Source organism: Pseudomonas sp. KBS0707, from assembly GCF_005937945.2.
Lineage (GTDB): Bacteria > Pseudomonadota > Gammaproteobacteria > Pseudomonadales > Pseudomonadaceae > Aquipseudomonas > Aquipseudomonas amygdali.
In genome coordinates this window covers 1,860,214-1,877,194 of sequence record NZ_CP041754.1, presented here as the reverse complement: position 1 = coordinate 1,877,194, position 16,981 = coordinate 1,860,214, and the positions used below count along the sequence as shown (strand labels likewise).

The following is a 16,981-nucleotide window of genomic DNA, read 5'->3' as shown; positions in this document are numbered from 1 at the left end:
CAAATGATGGCTTTGTGACCCACTGCTGTCAAGCAGCTGCCGCATTCATTAGTCTCTCGCGAATACCCCGCCCCAGCGCTACCGCCTTTGTCAGTGCGTTTCGATTGCCAGACGGCGGATCAGTGAAACGGAAGCATGAGTACATCACCAGCAAGCCAATTCAGGATGTACTCATTAACGTACTAAAAAAATCCAGACACCGGCAAATACTCATGAAACTCAACGCAACAAAAAGCCCGCACTAGGCGGGCTTCTCTTAGCTTTCGCAGTTCTCAGTGGAACCCGCCAAAAGCACATCTGGTGCGGACGGAGAGAACCAAATTTAAGCTCCGAATGCCCGTCCCACGGGGCCATAAAATGTCAGCCCCAAACCAGTGTACTTTTTGATGTACTAATTTGATAACGCTGGGCCATGTCCAGCCTGACCTGACCCGGCGCGCATCGTACACAACGAAGGGACGACGCGCCACCGTAGCGGAGTGCCTGAAAAAAGATGCCGTTCAGCCCATTACCACAGGTCTGCCAGTCCAGCCTGAAAATACTGTGCTATTAATGCGGGCTGAGGTTCACTCGGATGAGCCATCCATAGCAAAGGGAACGGACATGAAGTCGCAGCTCTGCACGCAGGAAAAGCTCGCATCGAAGCTTTATCAAGACTGGGCCGCCTTCTTTGGCACGCCCAACCACATGCACCGAAAAATATGGGAATGGGTGTTTGCAGCTGAGGCACTGCACAGCAACGGTTTTTTACAGCCAGGTCGTGAGGGACTTGGGTTCGCCGTTGGTTCGGAACCACTGGCGTCAGCCTTCGCAAGCAAGGGCGCGAAAATCCTGGCCACCGATCTGGCCACTGATTCAGCAGTTGAGAAAGGATGGCTCATCAACAATGAGCATGCAGAAAACAAGTCATCGTTGAACGAGCGAAAGCTTTGTGACGAAGACGAGTTCAACAGGCTCGTAACCTTCGAGTTCGCAGACATGAACAATATCCCGCCAGAATATGAGGGCCGCTTTGACTTCAACTGGTCTTCATGCGCTTTTGAACACCTGGGTAGTATTGAGCTTGGTATTGAGTTTGTCAGAAACTCTATGAAGGTATTGAAGCCGGGCGGGATGGCAGTGCACACCACTGAGTTCAATGTCTGTTCAAATGAAGAAACAGTAGAGGAAGGCCCTACTGTTATTTTCCGACGTAAAGACATTCAGGCATTGATTGATACGCTCACGCACGACGGATATCGAGTGGAGGAAATGGACTGGAACATGGGCACTAACCCACTCGACTATCACATAGACCTTCCTCCGTACAAGCAAGAAGTACACTTAAAGCTTCAACTCCAAGGCTACACGACTACATCTATTGGGCTGATAATGCACAAGCCTTACTGAGTAAAGACCCGATGGCGCCGGTGCCATCGGGTAATAGTCTTACGCCTGTTCGGATATATCCGCATCCCAGCTAAAGTACGAAGTCCCGCTGTTGGATGTCCGAGTTGATACCCGGAACGTAGTGCCATTAACTGCGCTCACATACGCAGGAGTCGCCATGTCCGTGTTGGGCGTAATGCTAATTTCCTGAATTTTCGGAACGCGAGACAGTGTATGTGGGACGTCTACAAATGTCTGTCCAGCTGGAAGAGCCGTTACATTCTTCGCACGGGTGATGTAGTTTGCGTTGAATGCAGCTCGCCGAAATACGTTTCCAGCATCTTCAAAGATCGACCCGGATGCATTGTCAAAAAAGTTGTTGGCGATCAGCGCATAGTTTGAACAATTGATACCGACCAGCAGGCCGAATGTCTGGAAGCCAACGACGCCCTTTCCGCCAGTACCGTTAGCCACAGTGAAGCGGGTCGAGTTGCTGATTAATACACCTGGCGAACCTTCTGCACCGTCTACGGAATTTGCCGTAACGTCGATACTGTCAACAGTAAAGTCTGTACAAAAGGTAATGAACAGACCCGCCCCACCACAGTTGTAGCCTTGATAACCCTTTATCGTGAAATGGCTGCAGCCGAGGAAGCTCATACCGGGGGCTGCCACACCCCGGCCATTGCTGGCCCAGCAATCGGTAAAATGTAAATGCTCGGCGTTGGTGAATACCGCACCTCGCGTGGTCCCATCAAAAAACACTGAGTTAAAAGTGCAGTAGCGCATGCCACCTGTGCCCAGATCATCACAGGTGAAGGAATAGACACCGCCTATCCCGTCACCTTTGCCGATCATCAGAGCTTCTAATCGACCCAGCACACGGAAATGGCCAAGCGCAAACTTGGTGTTGTCGTTGCTACCAATAAACCAATCGGATATGAAGATATCGTTCAAGAACAGAGTCGGCGCATTGCCCGCGAACAGAAATCCTGTATTGCGGCAGTCGCTGATATCAAGCCGCTGAAACTTGTGCATTGCACCCGAACGAATTACAACACCATCAAATACACCACCAATGACAAAGTCGGTAGCGGTGAAATTATGGTCATTGACCTCTATGCCGATTGACCCGGAGACGCCCTCGCTAGAAGTTGCCAGCTCACAACCTACGACAAAGCAGTACGGTGCACTGATTTTTACTATGGGTTTATTGAGCGCGGTGCTTCGGAAAAACGTGGCATGCCCGCCTTGTCCTTTTAACGTACAGCATTGAGCGTCGAGCAATAGAGTTCCAGAAATAGTAAATATTCCATTGGGGGCCTCTATCACTCCACCACGTCCCGACAACCCGAAGTTCTTTACCGCTTGGATTGCTGCGTTGATCGCCGGGTAACTGTCAAACTCAAAACCGCTTTTGGCTCCAAACTGGAGAATGTTCACCTTCCCGGAATGCAAAAGCCGCCAGCCTGTACCGGTCTCGTAGATGTAATCCCCGCCGCCGCCGTCGCCAGCAGCGTAATAGCCAAGTGTTTTCGCCCGAATGTTCCGCGTCGGTGACAAGGCGAGTAGAGCGGCGTAGTTATCGACGCTTCGGACTACCCCAAACCTCAGATAATCAAAAAGCGTACCGGCGTCATACACGATGCCCAGCGTGTTGTTGATCGCTCCTGATACTGAGTCTATGAACAAGCCTACCCAGTTCTTTGTCACTGCATCTTGCGGGTTTACAGGGTCGCGCAGATCAGCAATGCCGTTGCCCTTGGCCCGGTAGTATCCTGCGCCGTCGATATCGAACGCACCCAGGGTAAGTGCCCGGCCAGTGAATCTCAGCAATTGCTTGATGGCCTGCCAGAGCCGGTCGAAATCTTTGTTGACCGTTATAGCCAGAAAGTCGCCGTTCTCTTGGTAATCCGTGAGGCGCTGAAACGGCACGTTCAGCTCCAGTAACAGATCACCCGACGGTGGCGTAGCGAATACAGGCGGGATGAATGTGATCGTGCTGGCTGGATTGCCCACACCTGTCAGGGTGAAACCAGCAGTAATGACGGTCCCGTTGAGCGTCACCTGCAGGTCGCTGGCTTCCAGTAAGAGGAATGGAATTGAATACGACGTCGCGACACCATTGGCGGCATATCGCTTTTCTGTTGGACCGGGTTGAACAGCCATACTTTGCCCCTTGGTGGTAGCGGGCTAGTAGTCAACTTGCACTTCGTGCACGCCCGCATCTGGGCGCCAATCGTCACGCCGGGTCTCGGTCGGTTTCCCGACTATTCGCCCAATGCGCACGGGGGTTTGTAGGATCGCGCCTGCACCTGAGTCGATGTAATCGTCATCCTGATCAGCGAGGGCTGGATTGAAATCCCGCATCTGGTCCCAGACCATGCGCACCACGTCGACATGAGCCCACAGGAAGCGGGCCGACAACGGAGACTCAAGGGCATCAAGAATGCGTTTCTGTTTGTTGGTCTTGCTGTGCTCTTCGCCAACACCACAGCCGGTCCCCTTCAATGCCTGCCTGAGAATCGCCGGGGCAAATCCGCCCGGCCCGTTGGTTTCTATGATCACCCGGGGGATTTGGTACTGGATCACCAGTTCGCGGATCTGGTGTACCTGGCCACCGATGATGCGGTCTCTGTCGTCAAACTCGGCAATCTCGCCGGTCAGGCCTTTGGCAACGTGCCAATAGAGCTGACCCCGTGCATCGGTAAGGATCAAGGAAAAAGCCGAGGCATCAGACTTGACCTTACCCAGAGAGCAGTCCCAGTAAGCGATAGCGCCCACAATCTGAATGGTGCCAAGGTACATGCCCACGCCGCCGTTGGCCTCGCGCATGGTCGGCTGTGCGTCGTAAGGGATAAGGCGCTCTGGGTTTAAACGAACCTCCGTAACGGGCTTCGAATGCAGCTGATACTGCGAATCCCACTCGTTGATGGTCCGGGTCGCCGCCCACGCTGCCAGCCTGGGTGCCTTGGCGTAGAGTCGCCCGCGTCATGATGCCCGGCAGGATCGAGGTAAATTCTGATTCCTCCTGGATGTAGCCCAGCAGCTTGCCGATGGCATCGTTCTTCTGCTTGGAGCTGAAACCCTGCATGGACGCCACTGATTCAGGCGTCAACATCTGGTGCCCGCGCCAATCCTCAGGCGTTGCAGCCTGCCAGACAGCCCAGTCCTCCTGGGTAATGCCGTGGCGCTCAAGACGGGATTGCAGCACCGGGTCGTCGCCCCACGCCTTGCGGGTGTCACCGGCCATGCGCGACATGATCTCGACGGAGAAGCCCCGTCGCATTGCGTTCGTCCAGCCCTCGAGCAGTGTCACCTTCATGATTGCGTTGGCCAGCTTCGAGGTCCAGCCCGCCGACAGGTTGTCAGTGTGAAAGCTGACCATGTCTGAGGTAATGCTATCCATGCCGATGGACATGCGTCCGGCCTCGGTGCGGTAGTCCTTCGAAACGCTCTTGAGCGCGCTTACCAGCGTCTTGCCGATGGGCAGGCCGTGGTAGGCGCTGGTGATGGCGAGCGACTGCACGTCACCGATCACAGAGGCGATCAGCGTGGCCTGGAGCTTTGCCGCCACCATGAAGTTACGGATACCTTGATTGAACTCGGCGAACCGGGCGTTCACCGGCACGCCCAGGCTACCGTTGAGGACGTTCCAGACCATGTCAGGCGTAGCGCCGAATTCGGTACCGGCGAACGCACCGCTACCGCCAGCGTCCTTCTGCTTGGCGGTGTCGTGCAGCAAGCGGTAGGTCTGCGCGGCGTTGGGCCCGAGCTGCTCAGTCAAGACGGTGTCTTTGATCTGGGCATGCACAGAACCATTCATTGCCTCGAAAACAGACGTCGGCCCGAAGTCGCGCATGTACTCCAGATAGGAATCACCATCCTTGAAGTGGATCTGCCGGTGGGCGTTGTCGTGCTTGGCAGCGCGGCTGGAGCCGTTCCCGGTACACGCGTAATCCCTGCCATTTTCAACGCTTTTGCAAAGGTGTCGGGATGCGCAGTGATACCGGTTTCGGCGAAGAATACGAGCGCCAATTCGGCCTGGCTGGAATAGGGCTGTGCATGAGCGAGTTTCACCAGCACGGGATAGTGCTCGGCGGCAATCGAGCGAGGACGTCCGGTTTTAGGCATGGCTTGAGGGCTATTCAGACAAGGGAGTGAAAGTTTAATTTATTTTGTCTACACCCTCTAACCAATGTACTAAAAAAACGTGGATTCCGGTGGATGATCGCGGAACTCAACGCAATAAAAAAGCCCGCACTAGGCGGGCTTCTCTTGGCTTTCGCGGTTCTCAGTGGAACCCGGCGAAAGTACATCTGGTGCGGACGGAGAGACTCGAACTCTCACACCTTGCGGCGCTGGAACCTAAATCCAGTGTGTCTACCAATTCCACCACATCCGCATTTCAGACTTTTAAAGCAAAGGCGCCAGACTATGAATCTGGCGCCCTTCTTAATATGGGGTGGACGATGGGGTTCGAACCCACGACCGCAGGAGTCACAATCCTGTGCTCTACCAACTGAGCTACGCCCACCATATTGCGCGTGACGATACAACTTACTTGCTGTGCCAAAGCTGCCTTGAATGGCGCACCCGGCAGGACTCGAACCTGCGACCATCCGCTTAGAAGGCGGATGCTCTATCCAGCTGAGCTACGGGCACTTATATAATTTGTATTCTTGCGATAACAAACTAAAAGGCTTTCAATCACACCGAGCTGATTTGCAACTCTGCCTGACCTAATCAACCAGTGCTAGCTTAACCAGTGCTGGGCTCTGCCCGGCAAGTGCGACGAATCTTATAGACGGCCCCCGGGGTCGTCAACCTTTTTTTGAAAAAAATTCAGCTAGATAAAGGAGTTAGCAGAATATACAAAGCAATCGCCTTTGCCCTCGCGCCATGTCATGCGAGAATGCGCGCTCATTTTATTTCCTCTCGATGGTTAATCACGCGTCATGACTGCAAAACTAATCGACGGCAAGGCGATCGCCGCCAGCCTGCGCCAGCAGATCGCCAAACGTGTCGCCGAACGTAGCCAGCAAGGTCTGCGTACGCCGGGCCTCGCGGTGATTCTGGTCGGCAGCGACCCTGCCTCTCAGGTCTATGTCTCTCACAAGCGCAAGGACTGCGAGGAAGTCGGCTTTATCTCCCAGGCCTACGACTTGCCCGCTGAGACCACTCAGACCGCACTGACCGATCTGATCGACCGCCTCAACGAGGATGCCGCTGTCGACGGCATCCTCCTGCAATTGCCTTTGCCAGCCCATCTGGACGCATCGCTGCTGCTGGAACGCATCCGCCCTGACAAGGACGTGGACGGTTTCCATCCTTATAACGTCGGCCGTCTGGCTCAGCGCATTCCCCTGCTGCGACCGTGCACACCCAAAGGGATCATTACCCTGCTGGAAAGCACCGGAGTCGATCTGTACGGTCTGGATGCTGTGGTGGTTGGCGCGTCGAACATTGTCGGCCGCCCCATGGCCATGGAATTGCTTCTGGCGGGCTGCACGGTCACCGTGACCCACCGTTTCACCAAGGATCTGGCAGGCCATGTAGGTCGCGCCGATCTGGTGGTGGTTGCCGCCGGCAAGCCCGGCCTGATCAAGGGCGAATGGATCAAGCCCGGCGCGATTGTCATCGACGTCGGCATCAACCGTCAGGACGATGGCAAGCTGGTTGGCGACGTGGTTTACGAAACTGCCCTGCCCCGCGCTGGCTGGATCACTCCGGTTCCGGGCGGCGTTGGCCCCATGACCCGCGCCTGCCTGCTGGAAAACACGCTGTACGCAGCGGAAACCCTGCACGACTGATCAGCCTGCAGCAATAAAAAACGGCACCTTCTAGGTGCCGTTTTTTTTACCTCGACAAAACCTTACTTCTTGCCAGCCTCCCAGCTTTTCAGCAGGTCAGCGTAGGCGATGGTTTCACCCTTGGGTTTCTCGTTGGCCAGTTTGCGCTGTGGCGCGAGGAATTTGCCATGGCTTTTCTCAGCCTTTACATACCACTCCTCAGCAGACGTTTCGGGGTTCATCTTCGGCGCACACTTGCTGGCTTCCTGAACCTTGGAACGTTCGATGCGCGTCATGATTGCATCCTGGTCCTTGGCCAGACCGTTGAGGGCCTCCTGCGCAGTCTTCTCGCCAGTGACCGCCTCGGCCACATGGCTCCACCACAGCTGTGCCAGTTTCGGATAATCAGGCACGTTGGTGCCGGTAGGCGACCATTGCACACGTGCCGGGCTGCGATAGAACTCCACCAGACCACCCAGTTTCGGTGCCAGCGCGGTCATCTCCTTGGAGTTGATATCGGACTCGCGAATCGGCGTCAGACCGACAATGGTTTTCTTCAGCGAAACACTTTTCGAGGTCACGAACTGCGCATACAGCCAGGCCGCCAGGCGCTTCTTCTCGTCGGAAGACTTCAGGAAGGTCCATGAACCCACATCCTGATAGCCGAGCTTCATGCCTTCTTTCCAGTACGGCCCTTTGGGTGACGGGGCCATGCGCCATTTCGGCGTGCCATCGGCGTTCATGACTGGCAGGCCCGGCTTGGTCATGTCGGCAGTAAAGGCGGTGTACCAGAAGATCTGTTGCGCGACGTTACCCTGCGACGGAACCGGACCGGACTCCGAAAAGGTCATGCCCGCAGCTTCAGGCGGTGCGTAGGCTTTCAGCCAGTCGATGTATTTCTGAGTCGCGAATACCGCTGCCGGCCCGTTGGTGTCGCCACCGCGGGTAATGCTGGAGCCGACCGGGTGGCAATCCTCGACGCGGATGCCCCACTCGTCCACAGGCAGACCGTTAGGCAAGCCCTTGTCGCCGCTGCCAGCCATGGAGAACCAGGCATCGGTGAAGCGCCAGCCCAGCGACGGGTCCTTCTTGCCGTAATCCATGTGCCCGAAGACTTTCTTGCCGTCGATCTCCTTGACGTCTTCGCTGAAGAATTTGGCAATGTCTTCGTAGGCCGACCAGTTGACCGGGACGCCCAGCTCATAGCCGTACTTGTCTTTGAACTTCTTTTTCAGGTCGGGACGTTCGAACCAGTCGGCACGGAACCAGTACAGGTTGGCGAATTGCTGATCAGGCAGCTGGTAAAGCTTGCCGTCCGGCGCGGTGGTGAACGAGGTGCCGATGAAGTCTTTCAGGTCCAGAGTCGGCGAGGTGACCTTGCTGCCTTCCGGACTGGCCATCAGGTCGGTCAGCGACAGTGCCTTGCCGTAGCGGAAGTGTGTCCCGATCAGGTCCGAGTCGTTGACCCAGCCGTCGTAGATACTTTTGTCCGACTGCATGGCGGTCTGCAGTTTTTCGATCACATCACCCTCTTGCAGCAGGTCATGGGTGACTTTGATACCAGTGATTTCAGTGAAGGCCTTGGCCAGGGTTTTCGATTCGTACTCGTGGGTGGTCAGGGTTTCCGACACCACCTTGATGTCCATGCCACGGAACGGCTCGGCGGCCTTGATGAACCACTCCAGCTCTTTCAACTGTTCTGCATCGGAAAGCGTACTCGGTTTGAATTCACTGGCCGCCCACTTCTTCGCCGCATCTTCGTACTGATCTGCCCACGCCGAAACACTCAACCCGCTGAGCATCATCATGGTCGCCAGCGTCACGCTATGTTGCAGCTTGTTTTTCTTATTGAACATAGTCATCTCCAATGTTGCTTTTATGTAGTCCCGCTTTTCGAATATCGCCGACCGGATCACCCCGGCAATCGCGCCCGGCCGCCCTCTAACCCCAACGCATCACCACCAACAGCCACACCAGGGAGGCCCCTGAAGCGATCCAGACACTCCAGTCGGTCGCGCCTATCACCAGCAAATGCAGGTAAGCGCTACCCAGAAGCCCAATGAACAAACGGTCGCCACGCGTGGTGGCAATCGGCAGAAAACCACGGCGCTCGATACTTGCCGAGCGCAACTCCCATACGGTCATCCCCGCCAGAAGCAATGCGATGCTGATGAAAAAGGCCGCAGTGGGCAGTGTCCAGGACATCCACTCCATTTTTTCGACTCCTCAGACACGACCAAGAGCAAAGCCCTTGACCACATGGTTGCGAACGAACCAGATCACCAGCATACCCGGCAGGATAGTCAACACCCCCGCCGCCGCCAGCACTCCCCAATCGATACCCGACGCCGAGACCGTGCGAGTCATTACCGCAGCAATCGGTTTGGCATTGACCGATGTCAGGGTGCGCGCCAGCAGTAGCTCGACCCAGGAGAACATGAAGCAGAAAAACGCGGTAACACCGATACCCGAGCCAATCAGTGGTATGAAAATCTTCACGAAAAACTTGGGAAAGCTATAACCATCGATGTAGGCCGTTTCATCGATTTCCTTGGGAACGCCGGACATGAAGCCCTCCAGAATCCATACCGCCAGCGGAACGTTGAACAAGCAATGCGCCAGTGCAACGGCGATGTGCTTGTCAAACAGGCCAATGGACGAGTAGAGCTGGAAAAACGGCAGCAGGAACACGGCCGGTGGTGCCATGCGATTGGTCAGCAGCCAGAAGAACAGGTGCTTGTCGCCGAGAAAACGATAGCGAGAGAACGCGTAGGCTGCCGGAAGCGCAACGCTCAGCGATATCACGGTATTGAGGCACACGTAGTACAGCGAGTTCAGATAACCGCTGTACCAGCTTTCGTCGGTGAAAATCACCTTGTAGTTGGCCAGGGTAAAGTCCTGCGGCCACAGGGTCAGGCCACCGAGGATCTCGGTATTGGTCTTGAACGACATGTTGATCAGCCAGTAGATCGGCACCAGCAGAAACAACAGGTAAATCCACAGCGGTATGATTTTGCGCAGACTCATGACCAACCCCTCAATTCTTTTCGCTGTGAGTCATGGCAGTGTAGAACACCCATGACACCAACAGAATGATCAGGAAATACACCAGCGAGAACGCCGCCGCAGGCCCCAGGTCGAACTGCCCGAGCGCCATGGTGGTCAGGGTCTGACTGAGGAACGTGGTGGAGTTGCCAGGACCGCCACCGGTGAGCACGAACGGCTCGGTGTAGATCATGAAGCTGTCCATGAAGCGCAGCATCACCGCGATCAATAGCACGCTTTTCATCTTCGGCAGCTGGATATGCCGGAAGATGGCCCAGCCGGAGGCACGATCAATCCGCGCCGCCTGATAGTAGACATCCGGGATGGCTCGCAGCCCTGAATAGCACAGCAAAGCCACCAGCGAAGTCCAGTGCCAGACGTCGATGACCAGCACTGTCACCCAGGCATCCGAAGCATTGGCGGCGTAGTTGTAGTTGATGCCCAGCACGTTGTTCAACGTGTAACCCAGCAAGCCGATATCGCCACGGCCGAAGATCTGCCAGATGGTACCGACCACGTTCCACGGAATCAGCAACGGAATGGTCATCACAATCAGGCACAGCGAAGACCAGCGGCCTTTGGTGGGCATGGTCAGGGCAATCGCGATACCCAGCGGGATCTCGATCAGCAGTACACAACCCGAGTAAATGAACTGGCGCAGCAGCGAATCGTGCAGACGTGGGTCCTGCAAGACCTGCCGGAACCAGTCAGTACCGACAAAATAGCGGCTGGACTGGTCGAAGATGTCCTGCACCGAGTAGTTGACCACAGTCATCATCGGGATAATCGCGCTGAATGCCACCAGCAAAAACACCGGCATCACCAGCCACCAGGCTTTGTTGTTCTGCACCTTACGCATGGGACACCTCACTGGCCGGGCCGGCTTCAAGCAGGTAATCGTCGGCATAGAGCATCAGCCATTGCCCTGGAAAGCTGATCCAGGCCTGGCCGTGCGGCACCGGTTTGTCTTCCTGCAAACGAACCTTGAGCAGTTGCCCGGCCAGTTTCAGGGTAATGATCTTGTAGGTGCCAAGGTCTTCCACATAGGTCACGTCGGCGCACATCGCATCGTCGTAAGGCCCGTCCCAGATATGCACGAACTCTGGACGAATGCCCACTTTCAGGCTTTTCCACGGTGTACTGGCAAGCTTTTGCTGCAACGACTCAGGCAGCGGCAGATGAATGTCGGCAAAACCGACACCGCCCGGTTGAGGCGTAACGTCAATCAGGTTCATGCCAGGGCTGCCGATGAAATAGCCGACAAAGGTGTGCGAAGGCTTTTCAAACAGCTCCCGCGGCGTGCCGAACTGCACAATCTGTCCGCCATACATCACGGCGATCTTGTCGGCGAAAGTCGACGCCTCCAGTTGATCGTGGGTGACGTAAACCATGGTGATATTGAACTGCTCGTGGATCTGCTTGAGCTTGCGCCGCAGCTTCCACTTCAGGTGCGGGTCAATCACGGTCAGCGGTTCGTCGAAGAGGATCGCCGACACGTCATCGCGCACCAGCCCGCGACCCATGGAGACTTTCTGCTTTTCGTCCGCGCTGAGGTTGCGCGCTTTCTTTTCCAGCAGCGGCTGCAGGTCCAGGACATCGGCAATTTCATTGACCTTGATGAGAATCCGCGCCTCGTCCAGGCCCTGATTGCGCAACGGAAAGGCCAGATTATCGAACACCGTCATGGTGTCGTAGATCACTGGAAACTGGAAAACCTGAGCGATGTTGCGACGCTCCGGGGGCAGCTCATTGACTACTTTCGAGTCGAACAGCACCTGACCCTGCGACGGACTGAGCAGACCGGAAATGATGTTGAGCAGGGTTGACTTGCCACACCCGGAAGGCCCGAGCAGCGCGTAAGCACCACCCTGCTCCCAGACGTGGCTCATCTCGCGAATTGCATAGTCGTCAGGGCCAGGCTTGGCACTGTAGCTGTGCGCAAGGTTCTGCAAGCGGATCTCGGCCATCAGGCAACCCTCGCCATGCGCAGGCCCGGCGCCTGAATCAGGCCGCCCTGCTGATCGAATACAAACAATTTGTGGGTCGGGATGTACACCCGAATCGCCGCATCGACGTCATAGGCATGCACGCCTGGCAGATGCAGGACCAGCGAGAACAACTCGTTGCGCACATGCAGGAAGGTTTCCGAACCACTGATTTCCGCCAGCTCGACGGTGACCGCCAGTTCCAGATCGTCATCGTTGGACGGCACCAGGCTCAAATGGCTGGGGCGCACGCCGAAACGATACTCGCCGTCGCCGACAGCCCGCAGGTCGACGTTGAGCGGGAAATGCACGAAGTTGGCGAAGCTGACTTCATTGCCGTCTATACGGCCCGGCATGAGGTTGATCGGCGGTTCGGAGAACAGCTCGGCGGCCAGCACAGTCGCGGGTCGATGATAGACCTCAGGAGTCTTGCCGCTCTGCACCACGCGCCCTTCATGCAGGATGGTGGTGGTGCCGCCCAGCGCCAGCGCTTCATTGGGCTCGGTAGTGGCGTAGATGGCGATGGTATGGCGAGCGGCGAACAGCTCGCGCATTTCCTGGCGCAGCTCTTCGCGCAGCTTGTAATCGAGGTTGACCAGCGGTTCATCGAAGAGGATCAGCTCGGCGTCCTTGACCAGCGCTCTGGCCATCGCGGTGCGCTGCTGCTGCCCACCGGACAGTTCAAGGGGATGGCGTTGCAGGAATTTTTCGATGCGCAGCATCTTCGCCGTTTCCTGCACACGGCTGTGGATAACATCCTTGGACAGACCGGCCTGACGCAGCGGCGAGGCGATGTTTTCGAACACCGTCATGCTTGGGTAATTGATGAACTGCTGATAAACCATCGAGACGTTGCGCAGACGAACCGGTCGATTTGTAACATCGACCCCGTTCATCAGCACCCGCCCGCTGTCAGGCTTGTCCAGCCCGGCCATCAGGCGCATCAGGCTGGTTTTGCCGGACAGGGTTCGCCCCAGCAGAACGTTGAAAGATCCTGGCTCAAAGCTCAGGGAAGCGTCGTCGATCCAGACCTGACCATCGACCGCGCGACTGACGTGCTCCAGCGTGAGAGACATGGCGTGCCCTTTGTTGTTTTTTTCTTAAGGGTGAATGCGTGACTGTTTGCAGATAGCGACATTCGTGCCAGCTCGGCCAGACTGCTTGCGAGCCGCGAAACAGAGCCTTCCCCTGTATTCATGGGGCGAAAGCGCTTTCACAGCTGAACAATAATGAACAGTAAACACTGAACACTTGAACAAAATGAACATTGACTTTGAACAAAACTGAACGACACTGGACGGACGTTGCGGGCAAGGATGGTCACGCCGACGGGACCTAAAAACAAAAACAACACGTCATATTCGCAGGCATCCTCATGTCTCAATCCAGCGCTTCGCTCGTTCACGACATCATCATTCAGGATTCATGGAGGCGCTGCCGGGATTTCGGTCTCAGCCATCAGACGCGCCCTTCATTCGGCCAATTGCCGAACGCTGAGGTTTCCAGGCTGCTGGAGCGCCATCACGGGCTGGTGCAGACCACCCATCAGGAAGTCCTGCCAGTTTATGAAAACATTCTGAGCAACTCCAATTGCCTGATTCTGCTGGCCGACCCTCAAGGCCAGTTGCTCAAATCCTGGGGAGCGCAACGCTTCGTCGAGTCTTCTCAGGCACAGGGCTTCATGGCTGGCGCCAGCTGGAGCGAACGGGGCACCGGCACCAATGCCATCGGCACAGCACTGGCCTGTGAGCAGGCCATTCACATTGAACCGGACGAGCACTTCCTCAAGGCAAATCGCTTCATGACCGGTTCAGCTTCACCGATCTTCGATGCCGATCGGCGGATCATTGCCGTGCTGGATGTATCCAGTGACAGTTTCCTGCCCCCCTCGCATACCCTGGGTATGGTCAAGATGATGAGCCAGTCGGTGGAAAACCGACTGATCCTCGATCAGTTCCGCGACTCCCACTATCAGTTGATCTTCAATACGGGCCTGAACAATCTCGACAGCCAATGGGCAGGCCTGCTGATTTTTGACGAAAGCGGCCAGATCCTTTGCGCCAATCGACGCGCTGACAATTTGTTGGGGACGACGCCGTCCGGTGCCAGTATCGAAACGTTGTTCAAATGCCCGATCCTGCAACTGCTCAGCGAGACAGAAGCGCGGCCGTTTGCGCTGCACGCGTTTGGCAACAATCGCTTTCAATGTCTGCTCAAGCGTCCGACCCGCAAGCCGCTGAAGCTGCACAGCGTCCAAACGGCTCAGGCACCTGTCGCGCCGCGGAGCCTGGATCTGGAGGCGATCAGCCTGGGTGATGCAAAAATCGAGAAAGCCGTGAATCAGGCGCAGCGGCTGCTGGAAAAAGACATCCCGCTGCTGATCCACGGGGAAACCGGGGTCGGCAAGGAAGTGTTTGTCAAAGCCCTGCATCAGGCCAATGCGCGCGCCGGCCAGCCTCTGATCGCCGTCAACTGCGCAGCGATCCCGGCCGAACTGGTCGAGGCCGAGCTGTTTGGCTATGAAAGAGGCGCCTTCACCGGGGCCAATCAGAAGGGCAGCATCGGCCTGATCCGCAAGGCCGACAAAGGCACGCTGTTTCTCGACGAAGTGGGCGACATGCCGATGCCGGTACAGGCGCGGCTGCTGCGCGTGCTTCAAGAGCGCTGCGTTCAGCCACTGGGCAGCAGCGAGTTGTATCCGGTCGACATACGCCTGATTTCAGCCACCAACCGAAGCCTGCGCGATCAGGTCCAGGCGGGGCTTTTCCGCCAGGATCTTTATTACCGGATCAGCGGCCTGAGCATCGAACTTCCTCCCCTGCGCGAGCGGACTGACAAGCATGCGCTTATCCAGCGAATCTGGGAGCGGCACCGTGATGCCCATCAGCGTGCAGGCTTCTCCAGAGAGGTACTTGAGTTATTCGAGCATCACCCTTGGCCGGGTAATCTGCGCCAGCTCAACAGTGTGATTCAGGTGGCGCTGGCACTGGCCGACGAACAGCCGATCGGCACTGACCATTTGCCCGAGGACTTTCTGCTCGATGCACAGGTGAATGAGGAATGCCCTATCCCGGTCAGAACTCAGGAATCGGCCACGCGCCTTCACGCGACCGAAGACCTCGGCCAATTGTTTCAAGCGGCAGGCGGGAATATTTCACAGCTGGCCAAACGCCTGGGCGTCAGCCGCAACACACTGTACAAGCGGTTGCGGGAACAGCGGATCGTTTAGTGTTCGACGCTCGGCAGGCCGAGCATCGAGGACAGGACGCGGAGCGTCCGGAACAGCATGCCCACGCGGAGCGTAGGCACGATAGTCTTCCGGGTCATTATCGTTCCCATGCTCCGCGTGGGAATGCACTTCATGACGCTTCGCGTCACCCAGCCGCCTTACTTGATCAGTCCGCCAGACGCCAGGTCGTGCCGCCCTTGCCGTCTTCCAGCAGTACGCCCATGGCGGTGATCTGGTCGCGAATCCGGTCGGATTCGGCCCAGTCCTTCGCCGCACGTGCAGCCAGACGTGCCTGAATCAGCGCTTCCACTTGCGCTGCATCGACCCGCCCTTCCGCGCCTGCACGCAAAAAGTCGTCGGCTTCGAGCTGCAGAACACCCAGCACACTGGCCAACTGCTTCAAGCGCGCCGCCAGACCCGCCGCTGCGGTGACATCGGATTCACGCAGGCGGTTGATCTCACGGACCATTTCGAACAGTACCGCACACGCTTCCGGCGTGCCGAAGTCATCATTCATCGCCGTGCTGAAACGCTCGACGAACGCTTCCCCACCCGCAGGCTCGGCAACCGGCAACCCCTTGAGCGCGTGATAGAAGCGTTCCAGCGCCGCCTTCGACTCACGCAGGCTGTCTTCGGAGTAGTTGATCGCGCTGCGGTAGTGGCTGGATACCAGCAGGTAACGCACCACTTCCGGATGGTATTTCTCCAGCACGTCGCGGATGGTGAAGAAGTTGTTCAAGGACTTGGACATCTTCTCGCCATTGATGCGAATCATCCCGCAGTGCAACCAGGCATTGGCGTAGGTCTTGCCAGTGGCCGCTTCGCTTTGGGCAATTTCGTTTTCATGGTGCGGAAACTCCAGATCGCTGCCGCCACCATGAATATCGAAGGTGTCACCCAGGCAGCAGGTCGACATCACCGAGCATTCGATATGCCAGCCCGGACGCCCTGCGCCCCACGGTGACTCCCAGCTCGGCTCGCCAGGCTTGACGCCTTTCCAGAGCACGAAGTCCAGTGGGTCTTCCTTGGACTCATCCACTTCGATCCGCGCGCCGATGCGCAGGTCTTCGATCTTCTTGCGTGACAGCTTGCCGTAACCCTGAAACTTGCCGACCCGGTAATACACATCGCCGTTACCCGGCGCGTAGGCATAGCCCTTGTCGATCAGGGTCTGGATCATCGCGTGCATGCCAGCGATGTGATCGGTGGCACGGGGCTCCATGTCCGGCTTGAGGATATTGAGGCGCGCCTCGTCCTCGTGCATGGCGTCGATCATGCGCGCAGTCAGCGCGTCGAACGACTCACCGTTGTCACGCGCACGATTGATGATCTTGTCGTCAATGTCGGTGATGTTGCGCACATAAGTCAGCTCATAACCGCTGAAGCGCAACCAGCGAGTCACCAGATCGAACGCCACCATGCTGCGGCCATGGCCCAGATGGCAGTAGTCGTACACGGTCATCCCGCAGACGTACATGCGCACCTTGTTGCCATCCAGCGGTTTGAATACTTCTTTGCTCTTGGTGAGCGTGTTGTAAATAGAAAGCACTATCTGCCCCTCG

The 16,981-nt window shown here is 56.7% G+C and carries 13 protein-coding genes, 3 tRNA genes and 1 pseudogene; 3 read left to right on the top strand and 14 right to left on the bottom strand.

What is annotated here, in order from left to right; translation table 11 throughout:
• Window positions 1-603: 603 nt before the first annotated feature.
• A complete protein-coding gene (locus tag FFH21_RS08940; protein ID WP_041924762.1) occupies window positions 604-1,389 on the top strand; it encodes a class I SAM-dependent methyltransferase in 786 nt (261 codons plus the stop codon).
• Window positions 1,390-1,428: 39 nt separating this feature from the next.
• Here the strand turns inward: FFH21_RS08940 and FFH21_RS08935 are convergent, their stop codons facing one another.
• The 7 genes and pseudogenes from FFH21_RS08935 to FFH21_RS08905 form a co-directional block, all read right to left on the bottom strand.
• On the bottom strand, window positions 1,429-3,537 hold the full coding sequence (locus FFH21_RS08935; protein WP_011168162.1) for a hypothetical protein: 2,109 nt from the start codon (window positions 3,535-3,537) through the stop codon (window positions 1,429-1,431).
• A gap of 24 nt (window positions 3,538-3,561) precedes the next feature.
• The gene (locus tag FFH21_RS08930; RefSeq protein ID WP_011168161.1) at window positions 3,562-4,176 is read right to left on the bottom strand and encodes a hypothetical protein; all 615 of its coding nucleotides are present in this window, start codon (window positions 4,174-4,176) and stop codon (window positions 3,562-3,564) included.
• Entirely contained in the window at window positions 4,115-5,155 is a 1,041-nt protein-coding gene (locus FFH21_RS08925; RefSeq protein WP_138858491.1) for a hypothetical protein, read from the bottom strand. The genes FFH21_RS08930 and FFH21_RS08925 overlap by 62 nt, the downstream gene beginning before the upstream one ends.
• Before the next feature lie 131 nt (window positions 5,156-5,286).
• Window positions 5,287-5,502: pseudogene (locus tag FFH21_RS08920) on the bottom strand (IS5/IS1182 family transposase); the annotation flags it as partial.
• A 186-nt stretch (window positions 5,503-5,688) separates the two neighbouring features.
• Window positions 5,689-5,773, bottom strand: a tRNA-Leu gene (locus tag FFH21_RS08915).
• A 56-nt stretch (window positions 5,774-5,829) separates the two neighbouring features.
• Window positions 5,830-5,905: transfer RNA gene (locus FFH21_RS08910), tRNA-His, on the bottom strand.
• Between the two features lie 51 nt (window positions 5,906-5,956).
• Window positions 5,957-6,033, bottom strand: a tRNA-Arg gene (locus FFH21_RS08905).
• Window positions 6,034-6,326: 293 nt separating this feature from the next.
• On the opposite strand from FFH21_RS08905, the gene folD reads away from it, so the two are divergent.
• Window positions 6,327-7,181 (top strand): bifunctional methylenetetrahydrofolate dehydrogenase/methenyltetrahydrofolate cyclohydrolase FolD, encoded by an 855-nt coding sequence (gene folD / locus FFH21_RS08900; protein ID WP_004664354.1) that lies wholly within the window; start codon window positions 6,327-6,329, stop codon window positions 7,179-7,181.
• A gap of 62 nt (window positions 7,182-7,243) precedes the next feature.
• Here folD and FFH21_RS08895 read toward each other — a convergent pair whose 3' ends face one another.
• From FFH21_RS08895 to FFH21_RS08870, 6 genes are all read right to left on the bottom strand, one after another.
• On the bottom strand, window positions 7,244-9,016 hold the full coding sequence (locus FFH21_RS08895) for an ABC transporter substrate-binding protein (RefSeq protein WP_011168159.1): 1,773 nt from the start codon (window positions 9,014-9,016) through the stop codon (window positions 7,244-7,246).
• A gap of 85 nt (window positions 9,017-9,101) precedes the next feature.
• Window positions 9,102-9,374, bottom strand: coding sequence for a DUF2160 domain-containing protein (locus FFH21_RS08890; RefSeq protein WP_002552730.1), 273 nt, complete (start codon window positions 9,372-9,374; stop codon window positions 9,102-9,104).
• A gap of 12 nt (window positions 9,375-9,386) precedes the next feature.
• Window positions 9,387-10,187, bottom strand: coding sequence for a carbohydrate ABC transporter permease (locus FFH21_RS08885; protein ID WP_011168158.1), 801 nt, complete (start codon window positions 10,185-10,187; stop codon window positions 9,387-9,389).
• Between the two features lie 10 nt (window positions 10,188-10,197).
• Window positions 10,198-11,064 (bottom strand): carbohydrate ABC transporter permease, encoded by an 867-nt coding sequence (locus FFH21_RS08880; protein ID WP_002552729.1) that lies wholly within the window; start codon window positions 11,062-11,064, stop codon window positions 10,198-10,200.
• Complete coding sequence (locus FFH21_RS08875; RefSeq protein WP_011168156.1) at window positions 11,057-12,172, bottom strand: ABC transporter ATP-binding protein; 1,116 nt, start codon at window positions 12,170-12,172, stop codon at window positions 11,057-11,059. Before FFH21_RS08875 ends, FFH21_RS08880 begins: the two co-directional genes overlap by 8 nt.
• A complete protein-coding gene (locus tag FFH21_RS08870; protein WP_004664348.1) occupies window positions 12,172-13,266 on the bottom strand; it encodes an ABC transporter ATP-binding protein in 1,095 nt (364 codons plus the stop codon). The genes FFH21_RS08875 and FFH21_RS08870 overlap by 1 nt, the downstream gene beginning before the upstream one ends.
• Before the next feature lie 299 nt (window positions 13,267-13,565).
• Between FFH21_RS08870 and FFH21_RS08865 the strand changes: the two genes are divergently transcribed.
• The gene (locus FFH21_RS08865) at window positions 13,566-15,419 is read left to right on the top strand and encodes a sigma-54-dependent Fis family transcriptional regulator (RefSeq protein ID WP_011168155.1); all 1,854 of its coding nucleotides are present in this window, start codon (window positions 13,566-13,568) and stop codon (window positions 15,417-15,419) included.
• 166 nt (window positions 15,420-15,585) lie between these two features.
• Here FFH21_RS08865 and cysS read toward each other — a convergent pair whose 3' ends face one another.
• Complete coding sequence (gene cysS / locus FFH21_RS08860) at window positions 15,586-16,968, bottom strand: cysteine--tRNA ligase (RefSeq protein WP_011168154.1); 1,383 nt, start codon at window positions 16,966-16,968, stop codon at window positions 15,586-15,588.
• Window positions 16,969-16,981 lie beyond the last annotated feature (13 nt).